Raw genomic sequence first — 22,848 nt, forward strand, 5'->3', positions numbered from 1 at the left:
CATCAGGTCGCCTTCGAGACCTCCGCTTGAGAGCCATGAGTGCGCGAACGTGTGGCGTAGTTGGTGCGGATGGATATCGCCGAGGCCAGCACGCCGGCCGCGATCGCGAATCCGATCGCCGCCGGCGTGGGCGGGGAGACGACGAACACCGCGACGCCCACGGGCACGAACAGCAGGGCCGACACGGTCGCGGCGGTCGCGGTTCCCTGCAGCCCGGGGATGCGCCTGCCGACCGTGCGGTTGAGCAGGATGTACGCGGCCCAGCACGCGGCGGCGAGCAGCCCGGCGGCGATGCCGAGGTAGTCGGTGGTCGGCTGCGGGCGCATGATCGCGGCGACCCCCAGCACGGCCGCGACCGAACACAGGATGGCGCCTCGAGATCGCGAGCCGACCAACGCGATCGCGAGCGGGCCGAGAAATTCGAGCGTGACGGCCAGCCCGAGGCCGATGCGGTCGATCGCCGTGTACAACCCGAGGTTCATGGCACCGAAGACCAGGGCGAGCAACAGCACCGGCCACCACTGGGCACGGGTGAACCGCCAGAACCGGGGGCGGGCGATGGGCAGCAGAACGGCAGCGGCGACGAACTGTCGCACCACCACGACGCCCATGGGCCCGATGACCGGGAAGGCGAACGAGCCGACGGCGGCGCCCACCTGGTTGGACAGCGCGCTGCCGAGCAGGGTGACGACCCCGGCGGCTGTGCGGCGGGGCTCGGCGGCACCGCGCGCACCCCCACGGCGTTCGGACATACTCGCAAGTGTGACCGTCTCCGCTGGCATCGAGAAATGCATGACAGGCGCGACTCATACACTGGGTGCATGAGTGTCGAACTACGCGAACTCCGGTGCCTCGTCGCCATAGTCGACGGGGGCAGCTTCACCGACGCCGGGCTGGAGTTGCGGATGTCGCAGGCCGCCGTTTCGCGAAATCTGGCGTCCCTCGAGCGCACGTTGGGCATCCGGCTGCTGAATCGCACGACGCGGCGCCTCGAACTCACCGCCGCGGGCGAACGGGCGCTGCGACAGGCGCGGCGCGTGCTGGCCGGCGTCGACGAGCTCGAGCGCGAGGCCAGAGGCGAGAACGAGCGCGTGCGCATCGGCTACGCGTGGTCGGCGCTGGGGAGGCACACCGTGCCGTTCCAGCGACGGTGGGCGGCGGCGCACCCGGGCATCGAGCTCGAGCTCGTGCGGTCGAACACCGCGACCGCGGGCCTCGCCGACGGCACGGCGCAGCTGGCGATCCTGCGCAGGCCGCCGCCGACCGACGACTACGACCTCGTTCTGATCGGACTGGAGAAACGCGTCTGCGCCATGGCCGCCGACGACCGGTGGGCGAAACGGCGCTCGGTGACGCTCGCCGAGATCGCGCAGCGCCAAGTGGCGATCGACGCGGCAACCGGCACGACGTCGCTGCAACTGTGGCCCGAGTCCGCTCCCCCGCGCGGGATCGTGAACACGCACGACGTGGAGGATTGGCTGACGATGATCTCCTCCGGCCGCGCCGTCGGGGTGTCCGCGGAGTCGACGGCCGACCAGTACCGGCGCCCCGGCATCGTCTACCGACCGGTGCGCGACGGGTCGCCGATACCGGTCTACGTCGCCTGGAACCGGGCTGACGCCCCGCGCGACCGCGACGCGGTGGTCGGGTTGCTCGTCGACCTGTACCGCTGACCCCCGATCGCGGACCTTCCCGCCGACAGGCCCGACGGTTAGCATGAGTGAGGGGGTTTCATCAGCGTGCGAGCGCACCGCCTCGGCGTAGACACGAACCGGACTGCCGCGCCCAGCCATACTGGAGCTCCCGTGACCACGCCCACCCTGCGCCACGCCCTGACCTCGGGCGGTGCAGCCCTGCTGCTCGTCGCCGTCGGGCTGGTAGCCATGCCCACTTCCGCGACCGCCGCGACCGCCGCCACCGAGCCGCCCGTCACCATGGGCGACTACGCCGCTTCCGACTTCGCCGAAGCCGCCTCCGCGCTGCCCGACGAGCTCGTGACCGCGCTCTCCCGCGACCTGGGGGTGAGCGCCGCGACATACCTCGCCGAGGCAGCCGCCGCGACCGATGCCGTCGAGGTCGTCGACGCCCTCGCTGACGCCGGAGTCGACGTCGCGGGTTCGTCGATCGACGGCACGACGCTCACGGTCAACGTCAGCGACCCGGCGGACGCCGCACTGGTCGAGAAGGCCGGCGCCGTCGCCGAGACGGATGCACCGGCACCCGTCGACCTCGCCGGTGTCGAGTTCTACAGCGTCGCCGACATCTTCGGCGGAGAAGCCATCACGTGGCAGACCGGCAACACCGTCGGGCGCTGCTCGGTCGGATTCGCCGGGTTCGCCACGGGTTCCGGCCAGCCGCAGCTCGCGACCGCAGGCCACTGCCTCGCCGGCATGGCGGGCATGACCGGCCAGGTGAACGCGATCACCCAGTCGGCGCCGGGCGCTCCGGCCACGGCCTCCTCCCCCATCGGCCTCCCCGTCGCCGGTTCGCAGGCGTTCGGCAACGGCTTCGACAGCGGACTCGTGGCCGCGACGGCCGCCGGCTTCGTCGCCTACCCCGCCGTCGCCACGTGGGGCGGCGGTGCCGGAGCACCGCGCTCGTCGGCCGCGCTCCCCGTGCAATCCACCTCCGCCGCGATCGTCGGCGCGACCCTGTGCAAGTCGGGCAGCACCACCGGCTGGACCTGCGGCACCGTTCGCGCGATCGACTCGGTTCAGCGCGTCAACGACAACGGCGGCAGCTACGACGTCAACTCGATCATCGCCACCACGTGCGTGCTGTCGGGTGACAGCGGCGGATCGGCGCTGATCGGCCAGACGGCCGTCGGCGTCACGTCGGCGAGCAGCAGCGCGACGGCGTGCGGAGGCGCCAACTACGCGTCGACCTTCTTCCCGATGGTCTCCCCCACCGGCAAGAGCGTCACCGCGGCCTACGGCGGCGGGTGGGAGCCGGCGGTGTCGGTCTCCACGCCCGTCGTCACCGGCGCCTCCGGGGGAACGCCGTCCGCCCCCGGCACGATCACCGGAACCCTCGCGGCAGCCAGCGCCGCGAGTACCGTCGGCGTCTACCTGGACGGCGCGTCGACGCCCGCGGCGACCGCCTCCGCGGCATCCGGCGCGTGGTCGCTCGCCCTGCCGGCCATGGCGGCCGGCGCGCACAGCTACAGCGTCAAGGCCCGCTGGGGAACATGGTCGGTGTCGGCTCCCGCCGACGGCGGCGTGACGGTCGCCGCGGCGCCCGGACCCACCAACGGCAGCGCGGCCCTCGTGATGGCCCTCTACCGCGACGTTCTCTTCCGCTCGGCTGCTCCCGACGAGGTCCGCGGCTGGAGCGCGATCGTCGCGAGCGGCCAGTCGATCACCGGCGGCTTCCTGTTGAGCGACGAGTACCGGCTGAACAAGGCCACGAGCGCCTACCGCACGATCCTCGGCCGCGAACCGGAGGCCGGCGCCATCTACGGCTGGCTCGGTCTCATGCGCAACGGTTCGATCATGACCGAAGACCTCGACAAGCAGTTCTACGGCTCCACCGAGTACTTCAACAACAGCGGAGCGACCAACGCCGGCTTCGTCAGCGCCCTCTACAAGCGCCTGATCGGACGCCCCGCCGCGGCCGACGAGGTCTCGGGCTGGTCGGCGTACGCGGCCCAGAACGGCCGCCTCGCCGTGGTCAACGCCATCTGGGGCGCGATCGAAACCGCCCGCTCGCGGGTCTCGGCGATCTACTTCGAGTACCTCGGCCGCTACGCCGAGGAGTCGGAGACGTACGGCTGGGCGGTGTACGGCCAGAACTACGGCGACGCGCAGTTGCGCTCTGCCATCACCGGGAGCCAGGAGTACTACGAGCGCTCGATGGCACGCTTCCCCGGCGCGCAGCCCTAGGCCGCCTCGATCCCCTTACCCGGTTAGGCGCCCCAGCGCCCGAGCGCGACGATCGCCTCGCGCAGAGCGAGCCCGCGATCGGTCAGCGCATAGGCTCGCGTGTTGTGCCGGAGGGGCAGACGGTGAAGGACGCCCGCCGTCTCGAGTTCGCGTAGGCGGGTTGCGAGGATGTTCGTCGGCACCCCGAGGTCGCGCTGCAGATCGCCGTAGCGCTGGGGACCGTCGAGCAGCCGCTCGACGATGAGCAGGGCCCACCGTGGTCCGACGATGTCGAGGGCCGCGGCGAGGTCGCTCACGCGGTCGGATCGGCGTCCGGCTTCATCCAGAAGGGCGAGTAGTGGTACCCGTCGGGGTCGTCGAACTGGCGCTGGTACATAAAGGGGTAGTCGTCGATGTCGCCGATACGCCCTCCGGCAGCGCCGGCGCGCTCGACGAGCTCGTCGACCGCCTCGCGGCTGGGGAGGTCGAACGACACCGTCACCTTCGAGGGGGTGTCGGGCCCGCCGATCAACTCCTCGGTGGCGCCGACGCTCGCGTACATCTCGCGGCTGCCGAGCATGACGTACTGCTCGGGCGCGATCGCGAAGCACGACACGTTGTGATCCGACATCTCAGCGTTGAGGGTGAAGCCGAGAGCGGTGTAGAAGGCGGTCGCGCGCTCGACGCTGTCGACCGGGCAGGTGATGAAGAGGCTCATGCGTAAACACTTGCAAAATACAAGTGCGCCGTCAAGACCCCGATGAGAGGAACATGAGCCGGATCATCCGCGCAAAGGAGAAGGGCCCGTCACCTGAGGTGACGGGCCCTTCTTCGTGACCTGCGACTACTTGTGGTCGTGGCCGTAGTGCTCGTGGTTCGCCTTGCGACCGTGGTTGTCGCGGTCGGATGCGCCCGAGTTCGCGTTGGCCTGGCCGAGCATGGCGGCGGCGTCGGACGTGTCGAAGCCGTCGTCGTCGGTCGACTCCTCGGTCGACTCGAAGCCGGCTGCGAACTCGGAGACGTCGACCTTGTTGCCCTTGGTGTCGACGACGTTCGCCTTGCCGAGAACGACCGCTAGGGCCTTCGAGCGGGCGACCTCGCCGATCATGCCGGGGATCTGGCCGTTCTTGTCGAGAACCTGGATGAACTCGCCGGGCTCCATGCCGTACTGCGCAGCGCCCTGGATCAGGTACTGGGTGAGCTCGTCCTGGCTGACCTTGATCTCTTCCTTCTCCGCGATGGAGTCGAGCAGGATCTGGGTGCGGAACGTCTTCTCGCTCGACTCGGCGACCTCGGCGCGGTGCACCTCGTCTTCGAGACGGTTCTCGTTCTCGAGGTGACGGTGCACCTCGTCTTCGACGAGCTGGGCCGGAACGGGGATCTCGACGTTCTTGAGCAGCTCGTCGACGATCTGGTCGCGTGCCTCGGCGCCCTGGCCGAAGACCTTGGACTTCGCGACCTGCTCCTTGATGTCGGCCTTGAGCTCCTTGATGGTGTCGAACTGGCTCGCCACCTGGGCGAAGTCGTCGTCGGCCTCGGGAAGCTCGCGCTCCTTGACGGCGAGCAGGGACACGACGATCTGGGCCTTCTCGCCCGCGTTGTCGCCACCGAGCAGCTCGGACTCGAACGTGGTGGTCTCGCCCGCGCTCAGCGAGTCGAGCGCCTCGTCGATGCCCTCGATGAGGTCGCCCGATCCGACCTCGTAGGAGATCGCGTTCGCGGTGTCTACCTCGTTGCCGCCGATGGTGGCGACGAGGTCGATCTGGGCGAAGTCGCCCTTCTTGGCGGGGCGGTCGACGGTGACGAGCGTGCCGAAGCGGCTGCGCAGGGTGTCGAGCTCGTCTTTGACGTCGTCGGCGGAGACCTTGGCCTCTTCGACGGTGAGCGTGATTCCCTCGTACTCGGGAAGGTCGAACTCGGGGCGCACGTCGACCTCGATGGCGAGCTCGAGGTCGCCGGAGAAGTCCTTCTCGCTGGGGAGCGAGGTCACGTCGGCCTCGGGGCGGCCGAGTGTGCGGATCTTCTCTTCGCTGATGGCCTGCTTGTAGAACTTGTCGAGTCCGTCGTTGACCGCGTGGTTCAGAACCTCGCCGCGGCCGACGCGCTGGTCGATCAGCGCGGGCGGAACCTTGCCCTTGCGGAAGCCGGGGATGTTCACCTGCGTAGCGATGTGCTCGTACGCGTGATCGATGCTGGGGCGCAGCTCTTCGGGCGTAATGGCGATGCTGAGCTTCACGCGGGTGGGGCTGAGCTTTTCGACCGTGGTCTTCACGATGGGTATCTCCTGATGTTCGTTGCTTGACAGTCTTGTTATGTACGTACTGACTGTGTCGGGGCGACAGGATTCGAACCTGCGGCCTCTCGGTCCCAAACCGAGCGCTCTACCAAGCTGAGCTACGCCCCGGGATAAATCCGTGTCTGTTGCTGCCGCATCCGGGTGCGCGTCAAGCGCAACCCAATTTGGCCTCGGCAAGTCTAGCGTGGTTCGGCTTCGAGCAGTTCTGTCGCGGTCATCCCTTCGGGGCGGCCGCCTCCGCGAGCACGGCCGGCAGCTCGCCGAGCATGTCGCTGGCGAGGAAACCGAGCGGTGCTATGCGGGCCGCGAGCCGGTCACCGACGGCCACGTGCGCGAACGACGCCCACGCCGCTGCCTGCTCGGGCGACGCTCCCCGCGCGCAGAGCCCGGCGATCGCTCCGGCGAGCACGTCGCCGCTTCCCGACGTGCCGAGTCCGGGTCCGCCGCCGTCCACGACCCAGACCTCGCCCGACGGCGCGGTCACAATGCCGTAGCAGGCAACGACGGCCCGATAGCGCCGGGCGATCTCGACGAGATCGGCCTCGAGGTCGTCCACGTCGCGCTCGAGCAGCAGGGCGGCCTCCACCTTGTTCGGGGTGAGAACGAGCCGGCCGCCCAGGTCGTCTGCGACCTCGGGCACCGATGGCACCACGCCCAGGCCGAAGGCGTCGAGCACCACGACGGTGTCGTCGCCGATGTGGCGCGACAGTTCGCGCACCATGACCTCGGCCTCGCCGGCATCGTCGAGTCCCGGACCGAGCAGCACCGCGTCGGCACGGTCGAGATCGTCGGATGCGGCCGCGAGTGAGACCCCGCTCACGCTGCCCCCGGGGGTCTCGTCGAGGGGCACGACCCCGCACTCGGGAACGGCGACGGCGACGTGCGCCGCGACCGACCTGCCTACGGCCAGCGTCAGTCGACCCGCGCCCACCCGCAGCGCGGCCGTGCCGGCGAGCATGGCGGCACCGGGCGACTTCAACGCCCCGCCGACCACGACGACCTGACCTCGGCTGTACTTGGAGTCGTCCGGCTCGGGCAGCGCCCACTCGCGCAGCGTCTCGACACCCACCTCAACGCGGCTGGACAACGTCGTCTCCCCCGTGCAGCGTGACCGGCGCACCCGCGGCGACGAGGTGGTCGGCGATCGAGAAGGCCTCCAGCGTCCACGCGCCGGTGTCACCGTCGCGCACGAGCCGCGTGACCGAGGCGTTCGCCACGGTGTGCGTCTGGGCGAACTCGAGCAGTTCGCTCTCGCTCAGCCCGAGGCAGACGTAGATGAAGGTCATAACGACCGCGTCGTGTCCCGCGATGAGCACGCGCGGCGGCGTCTCGGGACGCTCCAGGTCGACGAGCAGCGAGCGGATGCGCAGGGCGACATCGGCCCACGACTCCCCTCCCGGCGGCCGGTAGTAGAACTTGCCCAGCCAGCGTTTGCGCAGCGCCTCTTCGGGGAACCGCGTCTCCACGCCGTGCGTGGTGAGCAGGTCGAGCACCCCCAGCTCCCTGTCACGCAGGCGCTCGTCGACCCGCACCCCGACGTCGGACCCGGCGGCCGTGAGGGCGATGGTGACGGTCTGGCGCGCACGGAGGTATGACGAACTCCACGCGGCATCCGGCATCTCGTTTTCGGCAAGCCTCGCGAGCCAGCCCCCGAGCGCCTCGGCCTGCTCCTCGCCCGTCGGCGAGAGCGGCACGTCTGCGTCGCGTTGGTCGACGCTCACGAGCTCGAGACCCGCGCTCTCCGCCGCTGTCGCGGCGCGGTTTGCGATGCTTTCGCCGTGACGGATGAGCCAGAGTTCGCGAGCAGCCATGCGTCCGAGGCTAGTGAGGCCCCGACGTAGCGTCGCGGGCTTGCGTGCACCACCCGACGCGTCTAGGCCCGACGACGCGCGCTGTCGAAAATCGCGCCGCACTTCGGGTACAGTGATCTTCGGTAGTTACGGCTACCGATCACGAGATTCCGGCGCGAGACCGTCGGATTTCGGGGCTGTAGCTTAGTGGTAAAGCCTCTGTCTTCCAAACAGATGATGCGAGTTCGATTCTCGTCAGCCCCTCCAGATATCCACCGCTAGTGAGCATCGAGCGGTTCGTCCCCCACGTCCATGCCCAGCGGCGTGGCCGCCGACAACATCAGCTGGTCGAGCCACGCGCGGTTGATCGCGCCGATGACGGAACCGGAGAACGTGAAGTGCATCGGCACTCCGTTGTCTATCCAGATCGAGTGACGACCGCTGCCCAGAGCCGGGCTGACGCGCCAATTGAGGAAGAAGTGTTCGGCGCGACGGAGCTTCGCGCTGAAGACGATTTCGAGGTGCGCCGCGGTGCGGTCCTCGAACGGGATCTCTTCGCGGCCGTATTTCAGATAGCCCAACGCGGCTCGTCCTCACCTTGGACGAATCGCTGCGGATAGTCCGCGGAAGTCGAGGCGATGAAGCACGTCGCGCTTACCCTAGCGCTTGCTGAGCCGCCCTCAGGGCCGGGCGCCCAGCGATAGGTCAGCGGCCAGAGGTTATGCTTCAGGAATCGGAAGCGTAACACGACAGGTGTTTCGCTTCGGGCAATCGAAATTGGACCGGACGCAGATGTCGAAACCGTCACTCGCACCGAACGCAGCTCTGGCCGACGGTCGCGTCGAAATGTTCATGCAACCGATCGTCGACCTCGTCACCGGTCGTCCGAGCGTCTTCGAGGCCCTCGCCCGCCTCAGACGCCCCGACGGATCGCTCGCCACCGCGGCCGAGTTCGTTCCATCGCTCGACTCCGACGATCTCGACGCGCTCTTCAGGATCGCGCTCGACCGGTCGCTCGCGAGCCTCGCGCACTGGATCGGCCTCGGCATCCGGGTCGATATCTCGGTCAACCTCGATCCGTCCACTCTGGGCAACCCGCTCTGCAGCGCGTGGGTCGAGGAGGCCCTGCACCGCCACGACATCGACGCAGAACGACTCGTGCTCGAACTGCTCGAGACCCGGGCGATCGACGAGGCGGAACAGAACTCGACCATCGACGCACTTCACGCGCTCGGCGTGCGGATGGCCATCGACGATCTCGGGTCGGGCTACAGCACCGTCAGCCGCCTGCGGCATTTCGACTTCGACCTGATCAAGATCGACGCCAGCGTTCACGACGGGTTCACCACGGCCCCCGCGTCCACCCTGTGTTCGCTCTCCACGCTCATCGCCCTCGGCGTGAACGTGCACCGCCCCTCCGTCGTCGAGGGGCTCGAGAGCCTGGACATGCTCGCCGTCGCAGCGGTACTCGGCGCACCCCTCGGCCAGGGCTACGCCATCGCGCGCCCGATGCCCGCCGCCGCCGTGCCGGCGTGGACGGCACAGTCCGCGCCCCTCGTCGACCAGCACCACCTGACGACGTTCTCCGCCGTGCTGGCCTACCACTGGGTGCACGGGCGCGGCAGCGCGCACCCCGGAAACACGAGCGCGTGCCCGATCACCGCCTTCCTGGCCGAACACAACGAGGGAAGCCCCGTCGACAGCTGGCACGTCTCCCAACACGGAGATTCGGTGAAGGACACGGCGGGGTTCGGCCGGAAACTGTCGGAATGGCTCGCCGCGCATGTCGCACCCGGCGCGGGCGGCCCCGCTATCGCCTAGAGCGCCGAGCGACCGCGTCAGCGCACGAGCAGCGGCGCGCTCGTGCCGCCGACGTCGATGTGCAGGTGGTTGCAGCCGTCGGCGATGTCGGTCCAGCGCGACAGCGCGAGCCTGATGCCGATCTCTGCACGGCACTGGGACTGCCCGACCCGACTGCCCTCCGGCATGCTCGGGTCGAGCAGGCCGATGAGCCGCAGCGACTGCGCGTCGGCTCCGGTGAGTGCGACGCCGTTGAGGCTGAAGAAGTCGACGGCGCGGCCTCCTCCATTGCGGTAGTGCCACGACTCCGCTCCCGCGCCCAGCAGCTCGGCCGTGCAGTTGCGGTTGATGCTGCTCACCCCTACCTCGTCGAAGTAGCGCACCGCGATCACCATGATCTGCAGGATGCGGGTGTCGACGGCGCAGCCCGGCACGCGGTCGCCGTTCGCGATCCAGCGGATCTGTCTGAGGTGGTCGGGCACGAGTCCGCGCAGGCTCCCGTCGTCGGCGTGCACGACGAGCTCCTGGGCGAGCAGCCGCGCGCTGACCGAGATCGGGCAGTCGCTGCCGCCCGCCGCGGCGGTCAGCGCCTCGACGATGCGCACGGCGGGTTCGAAGAAGCGGGTGTAGTGGTCGGGGTCGGCGTTGCGCTGCACGGCGTGCGCCGCCGCCGTCGGAGGCAGCGCCTCCCACCCCGCTACCCCGCCGAGACGTTCGTAGAAGAGCAGCGCCGACCGATAGGGATCGAGGCGGATGGCACGGCTCCCCCACCACGACTGCTGCTGGAACAGCCCGATCGACGAGGTCAGGCTGCCGTCGGGGTTCGTGACGCCGAGGATGTCGTCACCGTAGGTGAGATTGCGCAGCGAGGATTCTCCGATCGCGGTCATCACGCCGATGAACTGCGCGCGCTGGGGCAGGCCCGCCGCGGTGGCCGCGTTCATCACCTGCGCCGCGTTGACCAGCTGTTCGCCCTCGAAATCGTCCACCCGCACGTCGCTCGCCGCCACGATCGCCGGGTCGACGATTCCCGTGCCGCATCCGCCGCCCCCCGACCTCGTCGTGACTCCCCCGCCCGACGACAGCACCAGCATGCCGCCGACGACCGCCACGACGCCGAGCACCGCGACACCCGCCGCAATCACTCCGCGCCTGGCCACGGTCGTCGCCTAGTCGCCCTCGGCCGACGCGAGGGCCTCGTCGGTGTTGCTGACCTCGGCCTCCCACGACGAGAGGATGTGCTGCACGTGGGTCTCGGGGTGCGAGCCGTATTTGAAGATGTAGTGCCCGTCGTGCAGCCGTTCGATCGTCTCGGCGGTCTCGGGGGCGAGACCGAAGGTGCGTTGGCACCAGGCGGCGTCTTCCGGCCGGGACTGCCGGTAGATGCACACGGTCTGCGCCTCCTGGATGACGGCCATACCGGCGGAGTCCTTGGGGATGTCGGTGCCCTTGTGCATCACGAAGACGTTGGAGATGCCCAGCCCGCGCGACAGCTTCTGGTTCGCCTTGATGAGCTGCGCCGACGGCCCGCCGACCATGTGCCAGCCTTCCTCGTAGACCACCGTGGTGGCGTACCCGCGTTCGTCGCGCAGCCGGCCGAGCATCCACATGTTGCCGATGGCCATCACGACGGGCACGGCCGGGCCGTCGTCGCGCAGCTGGGAGATGTCGAACGAGGTGAGTTTGCCGCGCAGGTCGACGGTGCCGGAGGTCTCGCCGTCGAGCAGCCCGCCGTATTCGTCGAGCAGGCCGTTCAGCGTCCAGCGCACCGACAGGCCGGCGCGGTGCAGCTCGTCGCGGGCGCCGCTCGAGAGCGCGACGTAGTCGCGGTCGTCGGCGATGCGGCCGAGGTTCGGCAGCACGTCGGTGAGCACCGGGGCCCGACGCGTCGCCCCCTCGACCGTGCGGCGCAGGGCCGCCCGCAGCGCCTCCTCCTCCCACTCGTTCAGCGCGTGGTCGCCGCGGGCGAGCCGGGTGACGATGTTGAGCAGGCGCCCCTGGCCCTTGATGCCGGTGCCGCGCAGGATCACGGGGTCGAGCAGGTTGAGCTTGGTGCCCGAGCTGTCGGCGGTGAAGCGGATCGGCTCGACCCCGTAGTGGCGCGCGACGCCCGAGTACTCCCCCTCGCCGCCCTGGTCCTTTTTGTCGAAGACGACGCACCGGCGGTTTCTGAGCAGCAGCGGGCGCAGCACCTGGTTCGCCTTGGTGTGGGTGCTCTTGCCCGCACCGACGTCGCCCATGATGATCACGTTGGGGCTCGAGACCTCGCGTGGAATGGAGTTGTAGGCCGTGACCGGATCGTGCGCGATCGGTGTGCGAGACAGGATGTCGCGACCCGACACCACCCCGCGGGTGCCGGTCGGCGGGCCGATGATGGCCGTATTGAGCACCTCCGCCTGCCGGGTGGTCGTGGGCGCGCCGGTCAGGGCCGGGGCGTAGAAGTGCCCGCGGGCCGCCCGGGCGTTGGTGCGCAGGCGCGTTCCTCTGTCGGGCCACGGCCGGATCTCGACGTCGTCGGCCTGCTCCTCGGTCACGTGCGGTTTCGGCGGAGCAATGCCGCGCAGCCCGGGCAGCGACCAGAGCCGGGAGTTTCCCGTCACGAGATGGCCCCCTTCTCGGTCTTCCCGGCCAGCCGCGAGTACACGCGGCTCGAGAACGCCTTGCGGCTGGGGCCGATGCCCCGCCCGATCGGCCAGGTGGTGCCCGACGCCGCGGCCTGATACGAGTCGAGCCAGTCGAGCCGCTCGATGCCGAGCGAGGTGGAGCAGGTGTCTTCGAGCTGCCGCGACGCCCGTGCCAGTTCGTCGCGCCCGCGCACCGAGATCGTGACGAACCCCACCCAGGCCGCACCGTGGTGGTGCGACCCCGACACGAGGTCACTGCGTCGCCGGTTCGCCGCCGACATGGCCGCCTCCGTGTCGTCGGCGCTGATCTTGCCCGCTTCGCGGCGGGCGAGCGTCTCGGCGGCGTCGCGCACGACGTCTTGGCGCGCTGCGATCTTCGCCTCGGCGGCCGGGATCAGGTGGATGTGGAACGACACCGACCTGATGAACGAGAGGTCTTCGCCGATCAGCAGGTCGAGTACCCACAGTTGCGTGCGCGGCGCGGTGACCAGCGCGTCCGCGGTGATCGCCGCCGTGCGGTGCCACCATTCGACCGCGTCGCCGTCGACGTGGTCGGCGCGGGCCGGGTCGGCGCCCGTGACCACGTGCGCCGAGAACTCGTCGTGGGAGCGCACGCCGAGCGAGGCCGGGTCGACGTCCGCGACCTCGTCGATGGGGCGGGACGGGTTCTGCTGATGCAGGATCACCGCGGCCGTCTGCCGGGCGGTGAGCGCTTCGACGTGGCCGAGTCGCGCCTCGGTCAGCCCGCGCACGGTGGCGTCGATCTCGTTCTTCATCAGGGTGCGCCAGCCGTCGCGTCCCTCGCCGAACTTCGACGCGGCGTCGGTGAAGGCCGTGGTGATGGGCCAGCTCACCGTCACGAAGTGCCGCTGCACCATGGCGTCTTCGCCGGTGAGGCGCAGCACCTCCTCGTACGAGGCGATGGCGTCGGCCGGGGCGTCCTCGTCGAGGCTGTTCAACACCCAGAACTGCTGCAACGCGCTGTCGGCGGGGAGCACCCGCGTGACCGTCTGCACGTTGCCGACGAGCGAGGAGTGCGGGGCGCGGCCGGCCAGGAAGTGCCCCCAGCCCTCCGCCGCGCGGGTCATCACGGCGGTCGACTCGATGCCGCGCAACTGGCCGGTGACCGAGAACGCGACCGAGAGGTAGTCGTCCTCGCCCGCCGGAGCGTGCCAGGCGATTCCCGGTAGCCCACGCCCGTGCTGCAGCCACCCCATGCCGTCGGCGCCATCGGGGTGCGCTCGCAGGGCGGTGAGCCGCCTGCGCGCCTCGACGATCGCTTTCTTCCGACCGCGCTTCCGCGTGGCGCGGGCCGTCTTCAGGTCGAGGCGCGCCTGCTCCCAGGCCTCGTCGCTGTACGGTTCGAACTCCAGCGTGCCCGCGCGGCTGCGGGTGCGCCAGCGCCGGGCCTTGCGGCGTCTCTCGACGACGGAGCCGCGGTGCGTCTTCGCTGTGACCAGCAGGGTGACGCCGCAGCCGAGGGCACCGGCCGCGAGGCCCGGCCACCCCACGAGCGGCGTGAGCACGATGCCCGCGGCGATGAACAGTGCGAGCATCGCCACCCGGGTGCGCGAGTGCGTTCCGCCGAAGAACGAGCGGTGTCCGGTCTCTCCGCCGAGGTAGCGCACGACGGCGCGGCTGGTATCCGTCATTCGTCCCGCCCCTTTCCGATCGTGCCGTCGACATCCGCCGTCGGCCGGGCCTCATCCGGGGCCGGGGCCGCCGCCGACATCGACGCCCGCTTCCCCCGCCCGCGCGACACGTGATCGGCCTCGCTGGCGGCTCCCCCGATGCGAGAGCGGGCGGCTGCGGCGTCGGAGAGCGACGCCACCGCCCTCGGCGGCTCGCCGATCACCGACGCGTCGTAGTCGCCGCGCGGGTCGAAGGCGAACGCGCCGGCGGCGAGGCGGTCGGGCGACGCCGTGCGCATGCCCGCGCGGTCCGTGGCATCCGAGATGTTGCCCGCCCCGATCACGCTGCCCATCATCGAGGGCCCCGTCGTTCCCCCGATGAGCACGGGGATCGTCGGGGCGAGCCTCAGCAGGAACAGCGGCGAGAGGGCCGCGATGAACAGCGCGATGACCGCGACGAGCAGCTCCACGAGCGACCGCAGGCCCCCATCGGCGCCGAACGCCTCGGTCGACGAATCCATCATGGTGAACGTGACGCCGAGCAGGAAGAACAGCAGGGGCTGGGCGGCCAGGATGCCCACCCACAGACCGACCAGCCGCAACCCGAACGAGCGTCTCGTGGGATCGATGATCCAGACGAGGCCGAGCGGTATCAGCACGCCCGTGAAATACAGGGCGACGAACTGCAGAACGAGCACGAGCAACACGAGGAAGAGGCCGAGCAGCATGCCGAGCATCAGCAGGACGGCGATGGGCATGCCGCCGGCGATCTCGGCGGGATCGGCGTCGGCGATCATGGTCTGGAAGTCGTCGGTGACGGTGCCGACGGTGTCCTGGATGCCCCAGCTCACGAAGACGTCGGACAGCGAGTGGCAGAACGTCACCAGCATCATTCCGGCGGCTGGTCCGAAGATGGCGCCGAGCAGGAACGTGCCGAAGTAGAGGCCGAGCGAATCGATGAGTTCGCGCCCCGACTGCCGGCCGCGCGCCGTGCGGATGAACTGGGGGAAGAGCAGCGCGATGGCCAGGAAGATCGCGGCGGCGAACGAGACGCGGTAGGCGCTGATGAACCACTCCGCGCTGAGGTCGGGCAGGGTCGCGTCGGTCAGCGCGGGCAGCACGTCCCCGCTCAGTCCAGCGGCGGCGTCCTGCAGCATCTCGAAGGTGTTGCCCCACGGGTCGGACATGTAGGAGACGCCGCCGGGCGGGCCGTTGACCACGTCGCCGAGGCCGCCGATGATGCTGCCGATGCCGTCGGAGTCGCCGCCCGTCTCGCCGCCCGTCTCGCCGCCACCGTCTCCACCGCCCGGGTCGACCGGGTCGACTTCATCGAAGTCGCCGTCGCCCTCGTCGAACTCGTCGTCCAGCTCGAACCGGGACATCAGCATCCCCCGCTGAACGGGGTGCCGACCGCGAAGAGGTCCTCGGTCGTGCGGGTGCCCTCCGAGCGCACGAACGCCCACTGGTCGTTCTCCCACGCGACGGTGACGGTGATCGAGCCCTTGAGCGTCGGGCTCAGCTCGCCGTCGGTCACGAGGGCGGTGCCGATCGACGTCGTCACGGCGTCATCGCTCGCGGACTCGACGACGTAGACGCCGGAGACCGTGGACAACCAGTACGGCTCGTCGCGGCCGACCAGACCGCCCGAGAGGTCGGGGTCGGTCGCGAAGAAGGCCACGAGGTCGCGGGTCGGGGCCTCGGCGGCGAGCGACGACTGCTGCACCTGCTCGACGCCCTCGGGGTACGGGTACTGGTTCAGCCAGCGTACGAAGGCGGCGGAAACCTCGACCGCTCCGCTCTCCGTCTGGTCGGCGGCGTCCTGGGCCGCCCGCACCATCGCGGCGTCCCTCGCCGCACCGCCCAGGCATCCGGTCGCCACGGCGGCGGTCGCTGCGGGAGACGGAGAGGATCCGGCGCCCCCGGGCGAACCGTCGTCACCCTGCTCGCCGGTCGACGGCGCATAGAGCCGCAGAACGATCACCGTCGCCGCCACGAGCACGACCACGACGAGCGCGGCGATGGCCACGGTGCGACGGGGTCTCGCGGTGCGTGGCTCGGCGCTCATGGTCGTCGCTAACCGAAGAGGGCGAGGATCGCGCCGACGATCACGCTGATCGCCGCGAGGAGGCCCAGCGACAGTGCCGACCAGGCGACGCGCAGCCGGGCGAGCCGGTACTCGTTCGGATTCTGGGAGTTGGAGGCGCTGGCCATGCGCGTGATGCCGAGCAGCAGCACGACGACGCCGACGACGATGCAGATGCCCCAGATGGCCGCGATCAGCTTCTGCCACAGCTCGGTGAACTCGACTCCGAACACGCCGAAGTCCGGCACGATCCCGTCGAGGGGATTGTCGATCGACTGCGAAATCCTGTGAAGCTGTTGAAGAAGCACTGCGCTCACCTTCCGGGGCAGAGTGTTGCGACCTCTTCTGGCAGGCTAAACCCGCCGAGGGGTAAATGTCACGAACTCACGGGTAGACGGCGACAGAACTCGGGCCGGTGAACTCGGAGCCCACCGTCGTGCCCATCGAATTCACCACGTTCACGATCGAACCGTTGCCCCCGAGCGAGACGGTCAGCACTCCGTGGAATCTGATGCCCGGTGCATCCGGGGCCTCGAAGCCACGCGCGGCGCGCACCGACGGGTTCACGTTGAAGAAGCAGTAGCTCCCCCCGCCCCACAGCTCGTGCCGCGCGACGTCGGCGGCGACCTTGTAGGCCGCGTAGCCCTCCTCGCCCTCGTTGCGCCAGGCGTCTTGATCGGGCGGGTCGTAGGGCATCTCGTTCTGGAAGAACACGGTGCGGCCGTTCTCGCCGTTCCAGACGAGCTGGTGCCGCTGGTAGTGCTCGACGAACAGTCCCGTCGCCACGACGTTCGCGCCGTTGACGATCACCCCGGTGTCGGCCGTGTTCGTGTTCCAGCCGACGCCCTCGCCGTGGTCGGCGCGCCAGGCCCAGATGTGGTCGACGATCACGTCGGCGCTGTCGATCACGAGGCTCGTGGCCGCCCGCCCCGGCCCCGCCCCGCCGATGCGGAAGAACACGTCCTGGATCGTGGTCGGGTTCGAGTCGTGCCGGGCGTCGGCCCCCTCTCCCCCGACCCGCAGCAGCACGTCGCTGTTCTCGGCGCCCGCGTCGATGAGGAACCCCGCGAGCCGCACCCCGTCGACGTCGTCGACGGTCATCCCGTCGACGCCTCCCTCGGGGATGAGGGTCGGCAGGCCGATGCCGAGAACGACGGTGTCTGCGCGTTCGATGGCGATGGTCTCGTCGAGCCGGTAGACGCCGGGGGTGAGCAGCAGGTTGAGGCCGCGGGCAAGGGCCGCGTTGATCTCGGCCGCCGTGTCGGAGGGCCGTGCCACGAAGAAGCTGTCGATGCCGAGCGAGTCGCCCGGCGTCTCGCCGCCCGTCCAACTGGCGCCGGATGCGTCGCGGCGCAGTGCGGGCAGGAACACCCGGTACCCGCCGTCGCCGTCGACGTAGAGGAACGGTTTTTCCCGCGACGCCGGCGTGCTCTCGAGCACCGTGAAGGGCGGGTCGGGGAACGACTGCTGCGGCGCGCCCGCGACCCCCGAGAAGACCATGTTCCACGACGCGCCCTCCCAGCTGCCGAACTCGCTGTCGCGGGAGAACCATTGCTGCTGGGAGCCGGATGCCACGAGCCCGTCGATTTTCGAATCGGCGATGTAGCCCCCGCTCGCCCACCCAGACCCGCTCGGGTACAGGTCGAGTGCGCCGCGCACGTGCACCCGGCGCATCGGCGCCGCCTGCGCGACCGCCCACCGGTTGACGCCCTCGGAGGGCGCTATGGCGAGGTTCTCGACCGAACGCCAGAAGTTCTGGGTGGCATTGCCGTCGAACCAGCCCGCGTCGACGCGCACCTGCCCGGTGACGGTCACGTCGTCGGGCGAGAGACCGAGGCCGAGCACCGACGTGTAGAACCCCACGTCGATCGTCGCGTCGTAGCTGCCCGGCTTCAGCAGTATGGCGTCGCGCCGTTCGCCGAACTGGTTGGTCTCCTGCGCATCGAAGACGGAGTCGACCGCCGACTGGATCTGGTCGCTCGTCATCGACGGATCGAGGATCGTCACGTTGGGTCCGAAGTCGGGTTCGGCGGTGGGCTGCCGCGCGTCGGGCCGGTCGCGCGCGCCTCCCACGCCGACGGCCAACGCGACTCCGGCGACCACGAACCCGACGGCGAGCGCGGCCAACAGAATCCGGAACGCCCGTTCGCTGGTCATCGGCACCTCGATTCTCGCGCTGTCGGCCCCCCATTGGTGAGGCCGATTCTGCCACGCCGGGCGACGACGGCAAAGGGTATTAGCGAAAGAGATTCGCTTGATTTGTTGACAGGGCGCCGACAGGGAGAGTACGACGAGGGGTATCCAAACCGTGCCGATCTTCGGCCCAGGTGGGGTGGGTGTGTTTCGGTCACGGGTCCGTCCTCAATGTGGAGGGCTCATGAAAACTCCAAATCAGTACACTCGATCGCGATCTCGGGGAGTTCGCATCATCGTCGGGGCGGCAGTAGCCGCCCTCGTCATCACCGCTCTGCCGACCACCGCCGCTGTGGCGGTCGACGGCCCGTGGATGAATACCGCACTTTCGCCCGACCAACGTGCGGTGCTGCTCCTACAGGAAATGACGCTCGAGGAGAAGGTCGACCTCATGACCGGCGACCAGGGTGAGGGCCCTGGCGGGTTCTACAACCTGCCGATCGAACGCCTCGGCATTCCCGAACTGAGCATGGCCGATGCAACCGGTGGAATCGGGTCGAGGGGCTGGCTGCTTCCCGACACCGCCGACACGGCGACGCAGATGCCGGTGAACCTCGCTCTCGCGGCGACCTGGGATCCCCAGCGCGCCCGCGACTATGCGGGGGTCGTGGGCGACGAAGCCCGTCAGACGGGGCACGAGCTGTTGCTCGGCCCCAACTCCGATCCCACCCGCAATCCGTTCTGGGGGCGGCAGGCCGAATCGGCCAGCGAAGATCCCGAACTGAATTCGGCGATGGTCGTGCCCTTCGTGCAGTCGGTGCAGGAGCGCGGCGTGATCGCCAATCTCAAGCACTATGCGGCCTACACCCAGGAGGTGAACCGGGGAATCGGCCAGAACGTGATCGTCGACGAGCGCGCACTGCGCGAGGTCCACGTCGCCGCCTACGAGGCAGCGATCCGCGACGCCGACCTCGGTTCGGTGATGTGCGCGTTCAACAAGGTGAACGGTGTCTACGCGTGTGAGAACCGACAGCTGTTGACCGAGTTCCTACGCGAGCAGATGGGCTTCACCGGGTTCGTGCTGACCGACTTCGGCGCATCCCACTCCACCGAGGGCTCGATCGAGGCAGGGCTCGACATCGAGACCGGCATCGACGTGTTCTACGGCCAGGCGCTGCTCACCGCGGTGCAGGAGGGCCGCGTGCCCGTCGCACTCGTAGACCAGTCGGTGCTGCGCATCCTGCGCACGATGTTCGCCTTCGGAATCTTCGACAACGACTACACGCCCACGTCGATCCCGGTCGCCGAACACGGAGCGGTCGCCCGCGAGGTCGAGGAAGACGCCATCACTCTGCTGAAGAACGAGGGCGGAGCGCTTCCGTTGAACGCCGACGAGCTCGACTCGATCGCGGTGATCGGGGCCGACGCCACGGTTCCCGGTGCGCTCGGCGGCTCGGCGTACGTGCTCCCCACGTACGAGGTCTCGCTCCTCGACGCGATGCGCGCCAGGGGCCGCGAGATCGGCGCCGACGTGCGCTACGAGCAGGGCAACGACCCGGTGAACAGCGCGACGATGATCGAGCCGGCCGACATGACGGCGATCCCGTCGTCGGTGCTGCGGCCGGAACGGGGAATAGGCGACGGGCTGACCGCCCGCTACTTCCCGAACGCCGACTGGAGCGGTCCGACCGGACTCACCCGCACGGAGGCGCAGGTGCTCTACGACACCGGATTCACGTCGTCGCCCGCGTTCGCCAACCTCATCGCGTTCCAGACGCCGCCGACACCCATCCTCGCGGGGCTCAGCCCGGCGGGCACGGGAAACCAGTCGGTGCGCTACACCGGCTCGCTCGTTGCTCCGACCACCGGCAGCTACACCCTCGGCGGAACCGGCTGGGGCGACGCCCGGATCTGGCTCGACGACCAACTGGTCGTGGAGATGGTCGGCGAAGGGGGCCGGCGCGACGTGCGGTCGGGGGCTCTCGAGCTGCAGGCGGGGCAGGAATACAGTCTCCGCGTGGAGTACTCGCAGAACCGACCGCTCGTACCGCTGCAGCCGGGCACCTTCCTGCTGGAGTGGTCGACTCCGGAAGACGCTGTCGCCCCGTCGGTGGCTCGTGCGGCGCAGGCCGCCGAGAACTCGGACGTGGCCGTGGTGTACGTGCGCACGTACGAGGGCGAAGAACGCGATCGGGTGTCGCTGAAGCTACCGCAGAACGCCGAGCAGCTGATCCGGGAGGTCACGGCGGCCAACCCGAACACGATCGTTGTGCTGGCAAGCGGCGGAGCGGTGACGATGCCGTGGCTCGAGCAGGCTCCGGCCGTGCTGCAGAGCTACTTCGGCGGCCAGGAGGAGGGCAACGCGCTCGCCACGATCCTGTTCGGCGACGAGGATCCGTCCGGACACCTGCCGGTGTCGTACCCGCGTAGCGAAGACGAGCTCCCGCCCGGCGTGCAGAACCCGTGGCTCGACGACCTCGACGTCGAATTCTCCGAGGGGGTGAACATCGGCTACCGCGGCTACCTCGCCGGAAATGTCGAGCCCCTGTTCGCCTTTGGGCACGGACTCTCCTACAGCGAGTTCCAGCTCGACCGGCTTCGCGTCGGCAACAACATCCGGGTCACGGGCGGCGACGACACCGTCGATGTTCGGGCGCGGCTGCGCAATACCGGCGACCGCGACGGCACCGAGGTGGTGCAGGTCTACCTCGGCCCGCTCCCCGGCAACGTGGAATCGCCGCCGCTGAAGCTGGCGGGGTTCGCGAAGGTCGACCTCGGCTCGGGCGACAGGCAGCAGGTGCGGATCACGCTCGACAGGCGCGACTTCTCGTACTGGGATGCCGAGGCCAACGAGTGGGTCGTGCCGACGGGCCAGGTGCCCGTCTACCTGGGCACGTCTGCCGAAGACGTCGAACTGGCGGGTTCGGTGCGGGTGCGCGACTAACAAGCAGTACAGCCGCCGCCCATCGCCCCGCGGGGCGGTGGGCGGCGGTGCGCGCCCGCACAGTCAGCGCGCGAGCAGAGCGTCCAGTGCCACGGCCATCGCGGCCGCCAGCCGGAAGTCGACCCGGTGGTCGGTGACGGTGACCGCGTAGCGGTCGCGCAACGAGAACTGGCGCTCGCTCGTCATGATCACCGCTCCGGTCTGCTTGTCGGTGAAGTCGAAGTGGAACGAGAAGGGCAGTTCGACGAAACGTCGCAGGATCGCCACCACCTGGTTGCGCTCCCGGCCGTAGGCGTCGACGCCCGCACCCGAGAGGTGAAAACTCGACCGCAGCATGCTCGCCGCGAAGTCTTTCTGGAAGGTGCCGAGGGGCACTCCCGCCCCGTCCGTCACGTCGTAGACGGCGGCGAGATCGAGCGCCTGGCGCGCCCGGAACGAGAACACCGGGCGGGTGCGCGCCTCGTCGGAGTAGAACGTCACCTGCTCTTTGAAGGCCATCCGCTTCTGCTGCGCGACCGCGATGACGGCGCCCTCCGTGCCATCCGCACTGGCGGCGCGGATTTCATAGCGGTTCACCATCATGGTGAGCTTCTGCCTGATGAAGAATCGGTCGAGGAACTGGGCGGCGGGGGCCTGCGGAGAGTCGGTCACCCGGCAGAGCCTATCGGCGTGGGGGCTCACAGGTGAGCGGCGGCGTGTGCTCGAACCGCGTGTAGAAGGCTCGATCGCGCCCCGGGTCGGTGCCGAGCAGGCACCAGTGGCCCGAGGCGGACTCGAAGCTCACGACCTCGGGGTCGGTGAGGCAGGTCGGCGCCGCCGACACGTCCGCGATGAACAGCACGAGGCACTCGCCCGTCGCGCCCCACTGCGAGGGACCCTCGACCTCCGCGAGGTAGGAGCCAGCTATCACGTACGCACTCCCCCTGGACGGGTGATGGTTATCGACCGGACGGCCGCAGACCGGGTCGAGTGACGCGGCTTGTTAACAAGTTAGAGGGTGGTTGCGCGCAAAACAATCTGTCTGCATGTTTTTTATTCAGGAATCGTCAGAAACGGTGGCATCGCCCCGGGAAACGCCCTCGCGCGTCTCGAGCAGATGATGGTAGCGCCGGCGGTACATGAACAGCAGGTACAGATTGAGCGGAATGACGATCACAAACCACGCGGATACGATCCAGGACGGTATTCGGTCGGGGTCGGCGAGGGCAACGGCCGCGAACGCGATGGTGATCGCCAGCAATACCGCCGAGTTCGTCGACGACCGGTGCGCGTCGTGGAGCGCTTCTTCCCGGTCCTCGGATTCGTCGGTCACCCGTCCATGGTCGCAGGCGCGCCCGCTCGACAATCTGACCCTTGCGCAATCGGCCGTCGAGGGGTTCTCCACAACCGACGATTGCTCCACATCGCGGCGATTGCCGCCTCCCGCCCGCGCCACAGCGGCTACCCTGAACCGATCACGAACCCGGGAGCAACGCACCATGGCCGACTCGCCCACCTCGTACTCTCGATACGCCGGTACCGCGCTCTTCCCGCGTAACGCCGCCGACCTCCGCAGCACGACGCACTGCCCCGCGTGCTTCACCCCGCTCAGCAGCGTGGTGTGCGACACCTGCGCACTCGACCTCACCCACGACGCTGCCGCGGAGCTCGCGCTCGTGTCGACGGATGTCGCGGGGTTGCTCGACGA

At 69.4% G+C, this 22,848-nt stretch carries 22 protein-coding genes and 2 tRNA genes; 6 read left to right on the top strand and 18 right to left on the bottom strand.

The window, feature by feature from the left end; genetic code table 11:
- Positions 1–2: 2 nt before the first annotated feature.
- A complete protein-coding gene (locus ACLQ6X_RS02990; protein WP_411698687.1) occupies positions 3–752 on the bottom strand; it encodes an EamA family transporter in 750 nt (249 codons plus the stop codon).
- Positions 753–821: 69 nt separating this feature from the next.
- Here ACLQ6X_RS02990 and ACLQ6X_RS02995 point away from each other — a divergent pair, with 69 nt between their 5' ends.
- The gene (locus tag ACLQ6X_RS02995; protein ID WP_411698688.1) at positions 822–1,673 is read left to right on the top strand and encodes a LysR family transcriptional regulator; all 852 of its coding nucleotides are present in this window, start codon (positions 822–824) and stop codon (positions 1,671–1,673) included.
- 132 nt (positions 1,674–1,805) lie between these two features.
- Entirely contained in the window at positions 1,806–3,881 is a 2,076-nt protein-coding gene (locus tag ACLQ6X_RS03000) for a S1 family peptidase (RefSeq protein WP_411698689.1), read from the top strand.
- Between the two features lie 23 nt (positions 3,882–3,904).
- Here ACLQ6X_RS03000 and ACLQ6X_RS03005 read toward each other — a convergent pair whose 3' ends face one another.
- The 6 genes from ACLQ6X_RS03005 to ACLQ6X_RS03030 form a co-directional block, all read right to left on the bottom strand.
- The gene (locus ACLQ6X_RS03005) at positions 3,905–4,177 is read right to left on the bottom strand and encodes a winged helix-turn-helix transcriptional regulator (protein ID WP_411698690.1); all 273 of its coding nucleotides are present in this window, start codon (positions 4,175–4,177) and stop codon (positions 3,905–3,907) included.
- Positions 4,174–4,578 (bottom strand): VOC family protein, encoded by a 405-nt coding sequence (locus ACLQ6X_RS03010; RefSeq protein ID WP_411698691.1) that lies wholly within the window; start codon positions 4,576–4,578, stop codon positions 4,174–4,176. Before ACLQ6X_RS03010 ends, ACLQ6X_RS03005 begins: the two co-directional genes overlap by 4 nt.
- Before the next feature lie 126 nt (positions 4,579–4,704).
- Complete coding sequence (gene tig / locus ACLQ6X_RS03015) at positions 4,705–6,132, bottom strand: trigger factor (protein WP_411698692.1); 1,428 nt, start codon at positions 6,130–6,132, stop codon at positions 4,705–4,707.
- A gap of 58 nt (positions 6,133–6,190) precedes the next feature.
- A tRNA-Pro gene (locus ACLQ6X_RS03020) sits at positions 6,191–6,264 on the bottom strand.
- 106 nt (positions 6,265–6,370) lie between these two features.
- Positions 6,371–7,243, bottom strand: coding sequence for an NAD(P)H-hydrate dehydratase (locus ACLQ6X_RS03025; protein WP_411698693.1), 873 nt, complete (start codon positions 7,241–7,243; stop codon positions 6,371–6,373).
- On the bottom strand, positions 7,227–7,967 hold the full coding sequence (locus ACLQ6X_RS03030) for a histidine phosphatase family protein (RefSeq protein WP_411698694.1): 741 nt from the start codon (positions 7,965–7,967) through the stop codon (positions 7,227–7,229). The genes ACLQ6X_RS03025 and ACLQ6X_RS03030 overlap by 17 nt, the downstream gene beginning before the upstream one ends.
- Before the next feature lie 172 nt (positions 7,968–8,139).
- On the opposite strand from ACLQ6X_RS03030, the gene ACLQ6X_RS03035 reads away from it, so the two are divergent.
- Positions 8,140–8,213 (top strand) — tRNA-Gly (locus ACLQ6X_RS03035).
- A gap of 11 nt (positions 8,214–8,224) precedes the next feature.
- On the opposite strand, the gene ACLQ6X_RS03040 is transcribed toward ACLQ6X_RS03035, so the two are convergent.
- Complete coding sequence (locus tag ACLQ6X_RS03040; protein ID WP_411698695.1) at positions 8,225–8,527, bottom strand: hypothetical protein; 303 nt, start codon at positions 8,525–8,527, stop codon at positions 8,225–8,227.
- A gap of 211 nt (positions 8,528–8,738) precedes the next feature.
- Here ACLQ6X_RS03040 and ACLQ6X_RS03045 point away from each other — a divergent pair, with 211 nt between their 5' ends.
- The gene (locus ACLQ6X_RS03045) at positions 8,739–9,767 is read left to right on the top strand and encodes an EAL domain-containing protein (protein WP_411698696.1); all 1,029 of its coding nucleotides are present in this window, start codon (positions 8,739–8,741) and stop codon (positions 9,765–9,767) included.
- A gap of 17 nt (positions 9,768–9,784) precedes the next feature.
- On the opposite strand, the gene ACLQ6X_RS03050 is transcribed toward ACLQ6X_RS03045, so the two are convergent.
- The 7 genes from ACLQ6X_RS03050 to ACLQ6X_RS03080 form a co-directional block, all read right to left on the bottom strand.
- Complete coding sequence (locus ACLQ6X_RS03050) at positions 9,785–10,906, bottom strand: hypothetical protein (RefSeq protein WP_411698697.1); 1,122 nt, start codon at positions 10,904–10,906, stop codon at positions 9,785–9,787.
- 9 nt (positions 10,907–10,915) lie between these two features.
- Positions 10,916–12,346: an ATP/GTP-binding protein gene (locus ACLQ6X_RS03055; RefSeq protein WP_411698698.1), complete on the bottom strand. Its 1,431-nt coding sequence runs from the start codon at positions 12,344–12,346 to the stop codon at positions 10,916–10,918.
- Positions 12,343–14,022: an SCO6880 family protein gene (locus tag ACLQ6X_RS03060; RefSeq protein ID WP_411698699.1), complete on the bottom strand. Its 1,680-nt coding sequence runs from the start codon at positions 14,020–14,022 to the stop codon at positions 12,343–12,345. The genes ACLQ6X_RS03055 and ACLQ6X_RS03060 overlap by 4 nt, the downstream gene beginning before the upstream one ends.
- Entirely contained in the window at positions 14,019–15,383 is a 1,365-nt protein-coding gene (locus tag ACLQ6X_RS03065; protein ID WP_411698700.1) for a hypothetical protein, read from the bottom strand. Before ACLQ6X_RS03065 ends, ACLQ6X_RS03060 begins: the two co-directional genes overlap by 4 nt.
- Positions 15,383–16,066: a hypothetical protein gene (locus ACLQ6X_RS03070; RefSeq protein WP_411698701.1), complete on the bottom strand. Its 684-nt coding sequence runs from the start codon at positions 16,064–16,066 to the stop codon at positions 15,383–15,385. The genes ACLQ6X_RS03065 and ACLQ6X_RS03070 overlap by 1 nt, the downstream gene beginning before the upstream one ends.
- A gap of 8 nt (positions 16,067–16,074) precedes the next feature.
- Positions 16,075–16,392 (bottom strand): hypothetical protein, encoded by a 318-nt coding sequence (locus tag ACLQ6X_RS03075; protein WP_411698702.1) that lies wholly within the window; start codon positions 16,390–16,392, stop codon positions 16,075–16,077.
- 76 nt (positions 16,393–16,468) lie between these two features.
- A complete protein-coding gene (locus tag ACLQ6X_RS03080; protein ID WP_411698703.1) occupies positions 16,469–18,241 on the bottom strand; it encodes a hypothetical protein in 1,773 nt (590 codons plus the stop codon).
- A gap of 220 nt (positions 18,242–18,461) precedes the next feature.
- On the opposite strand from ACLQ6X_RS03080, the gene ACLQ6X_RS03085 reads away from it, so the two are divergent.
- The gene (locus ACLQ6X_RS03085; RefSeq protein ID WP_411698704.1) at positions 18,462–21,161 is read left to right on the top strand and encodes a glycoside hydrolase family 3 C-terminal domain-containing protein; all 2,700 of its coding nucleotides are present in this window, start codon (positions 18,462–18,464) and stop codon (positions 21,159–21,161) included.
- A 63-nt stretch (positions 21,162–21,224) separates the two neighbouring features.
- Here ACLQ6X_RS03085 and ACLQ6X_RS03090 read toward each other — a convergent pair whose 3' ends face one another.
- The 3 genes from ACLQ6X_RS03090 to ACLQ6X_RS03100 form a co-directional block, all read right to left on the bottom strand.
- Positions 21,225–21,812, bottom strand: a complete 588-nt coding sequence (locus tag ACLQ6X_RS03090; protein WP_411698705.1) for a hypothetical protein — start codon at positions 21,810–21,812, stop codon at positions 21,225–21,227.
- Between the two features lie 10 nt (positions 21,813–21,822).
- A complete protein-coding gene (locus ACLQ6X_RS03095; protein ID WP_411698706.1) occupies positions 21,823–22,071 on the bottom strand; it encodes a hypothetical protein in 249 nt (82 codons plus the stop codon).
- Positions 22,072–22,197: 126 nt separating this feature from the next.
- Positions 22,198–22,473, bottom strand: coding sequence for a hypothetical protein (locus tag ACLQ6X_RS03100; RefSeq protein WP_411698707.1), 276 nt, complete (start codon positions 22,471–22,473; stop codon positions 22,198–22,200).
- 166 nt (positions 22,474–22,639) lie between these two features.
- On the opposite strand from ACLQ6X_RS03100, the gene ACLQ6X_RS03105 reads away from it, so the two are divergent.
- Positions 22,640–22,848 (top strand): hypothetical protein (locus ACLQ6X_RS03105; RefSeq protein ID WP_411698708.1); only part of this gene is annotated, 209 nt, incomplete at its 3' end.

It is taken from the genome of Conyzicola sp. (assembly GCF_046714715.1).
Lineage (GTDB): Bacteria > Actinomycetota > Actinomycetes > Actinomycetales > Microbacteriaceae > Conyzicola.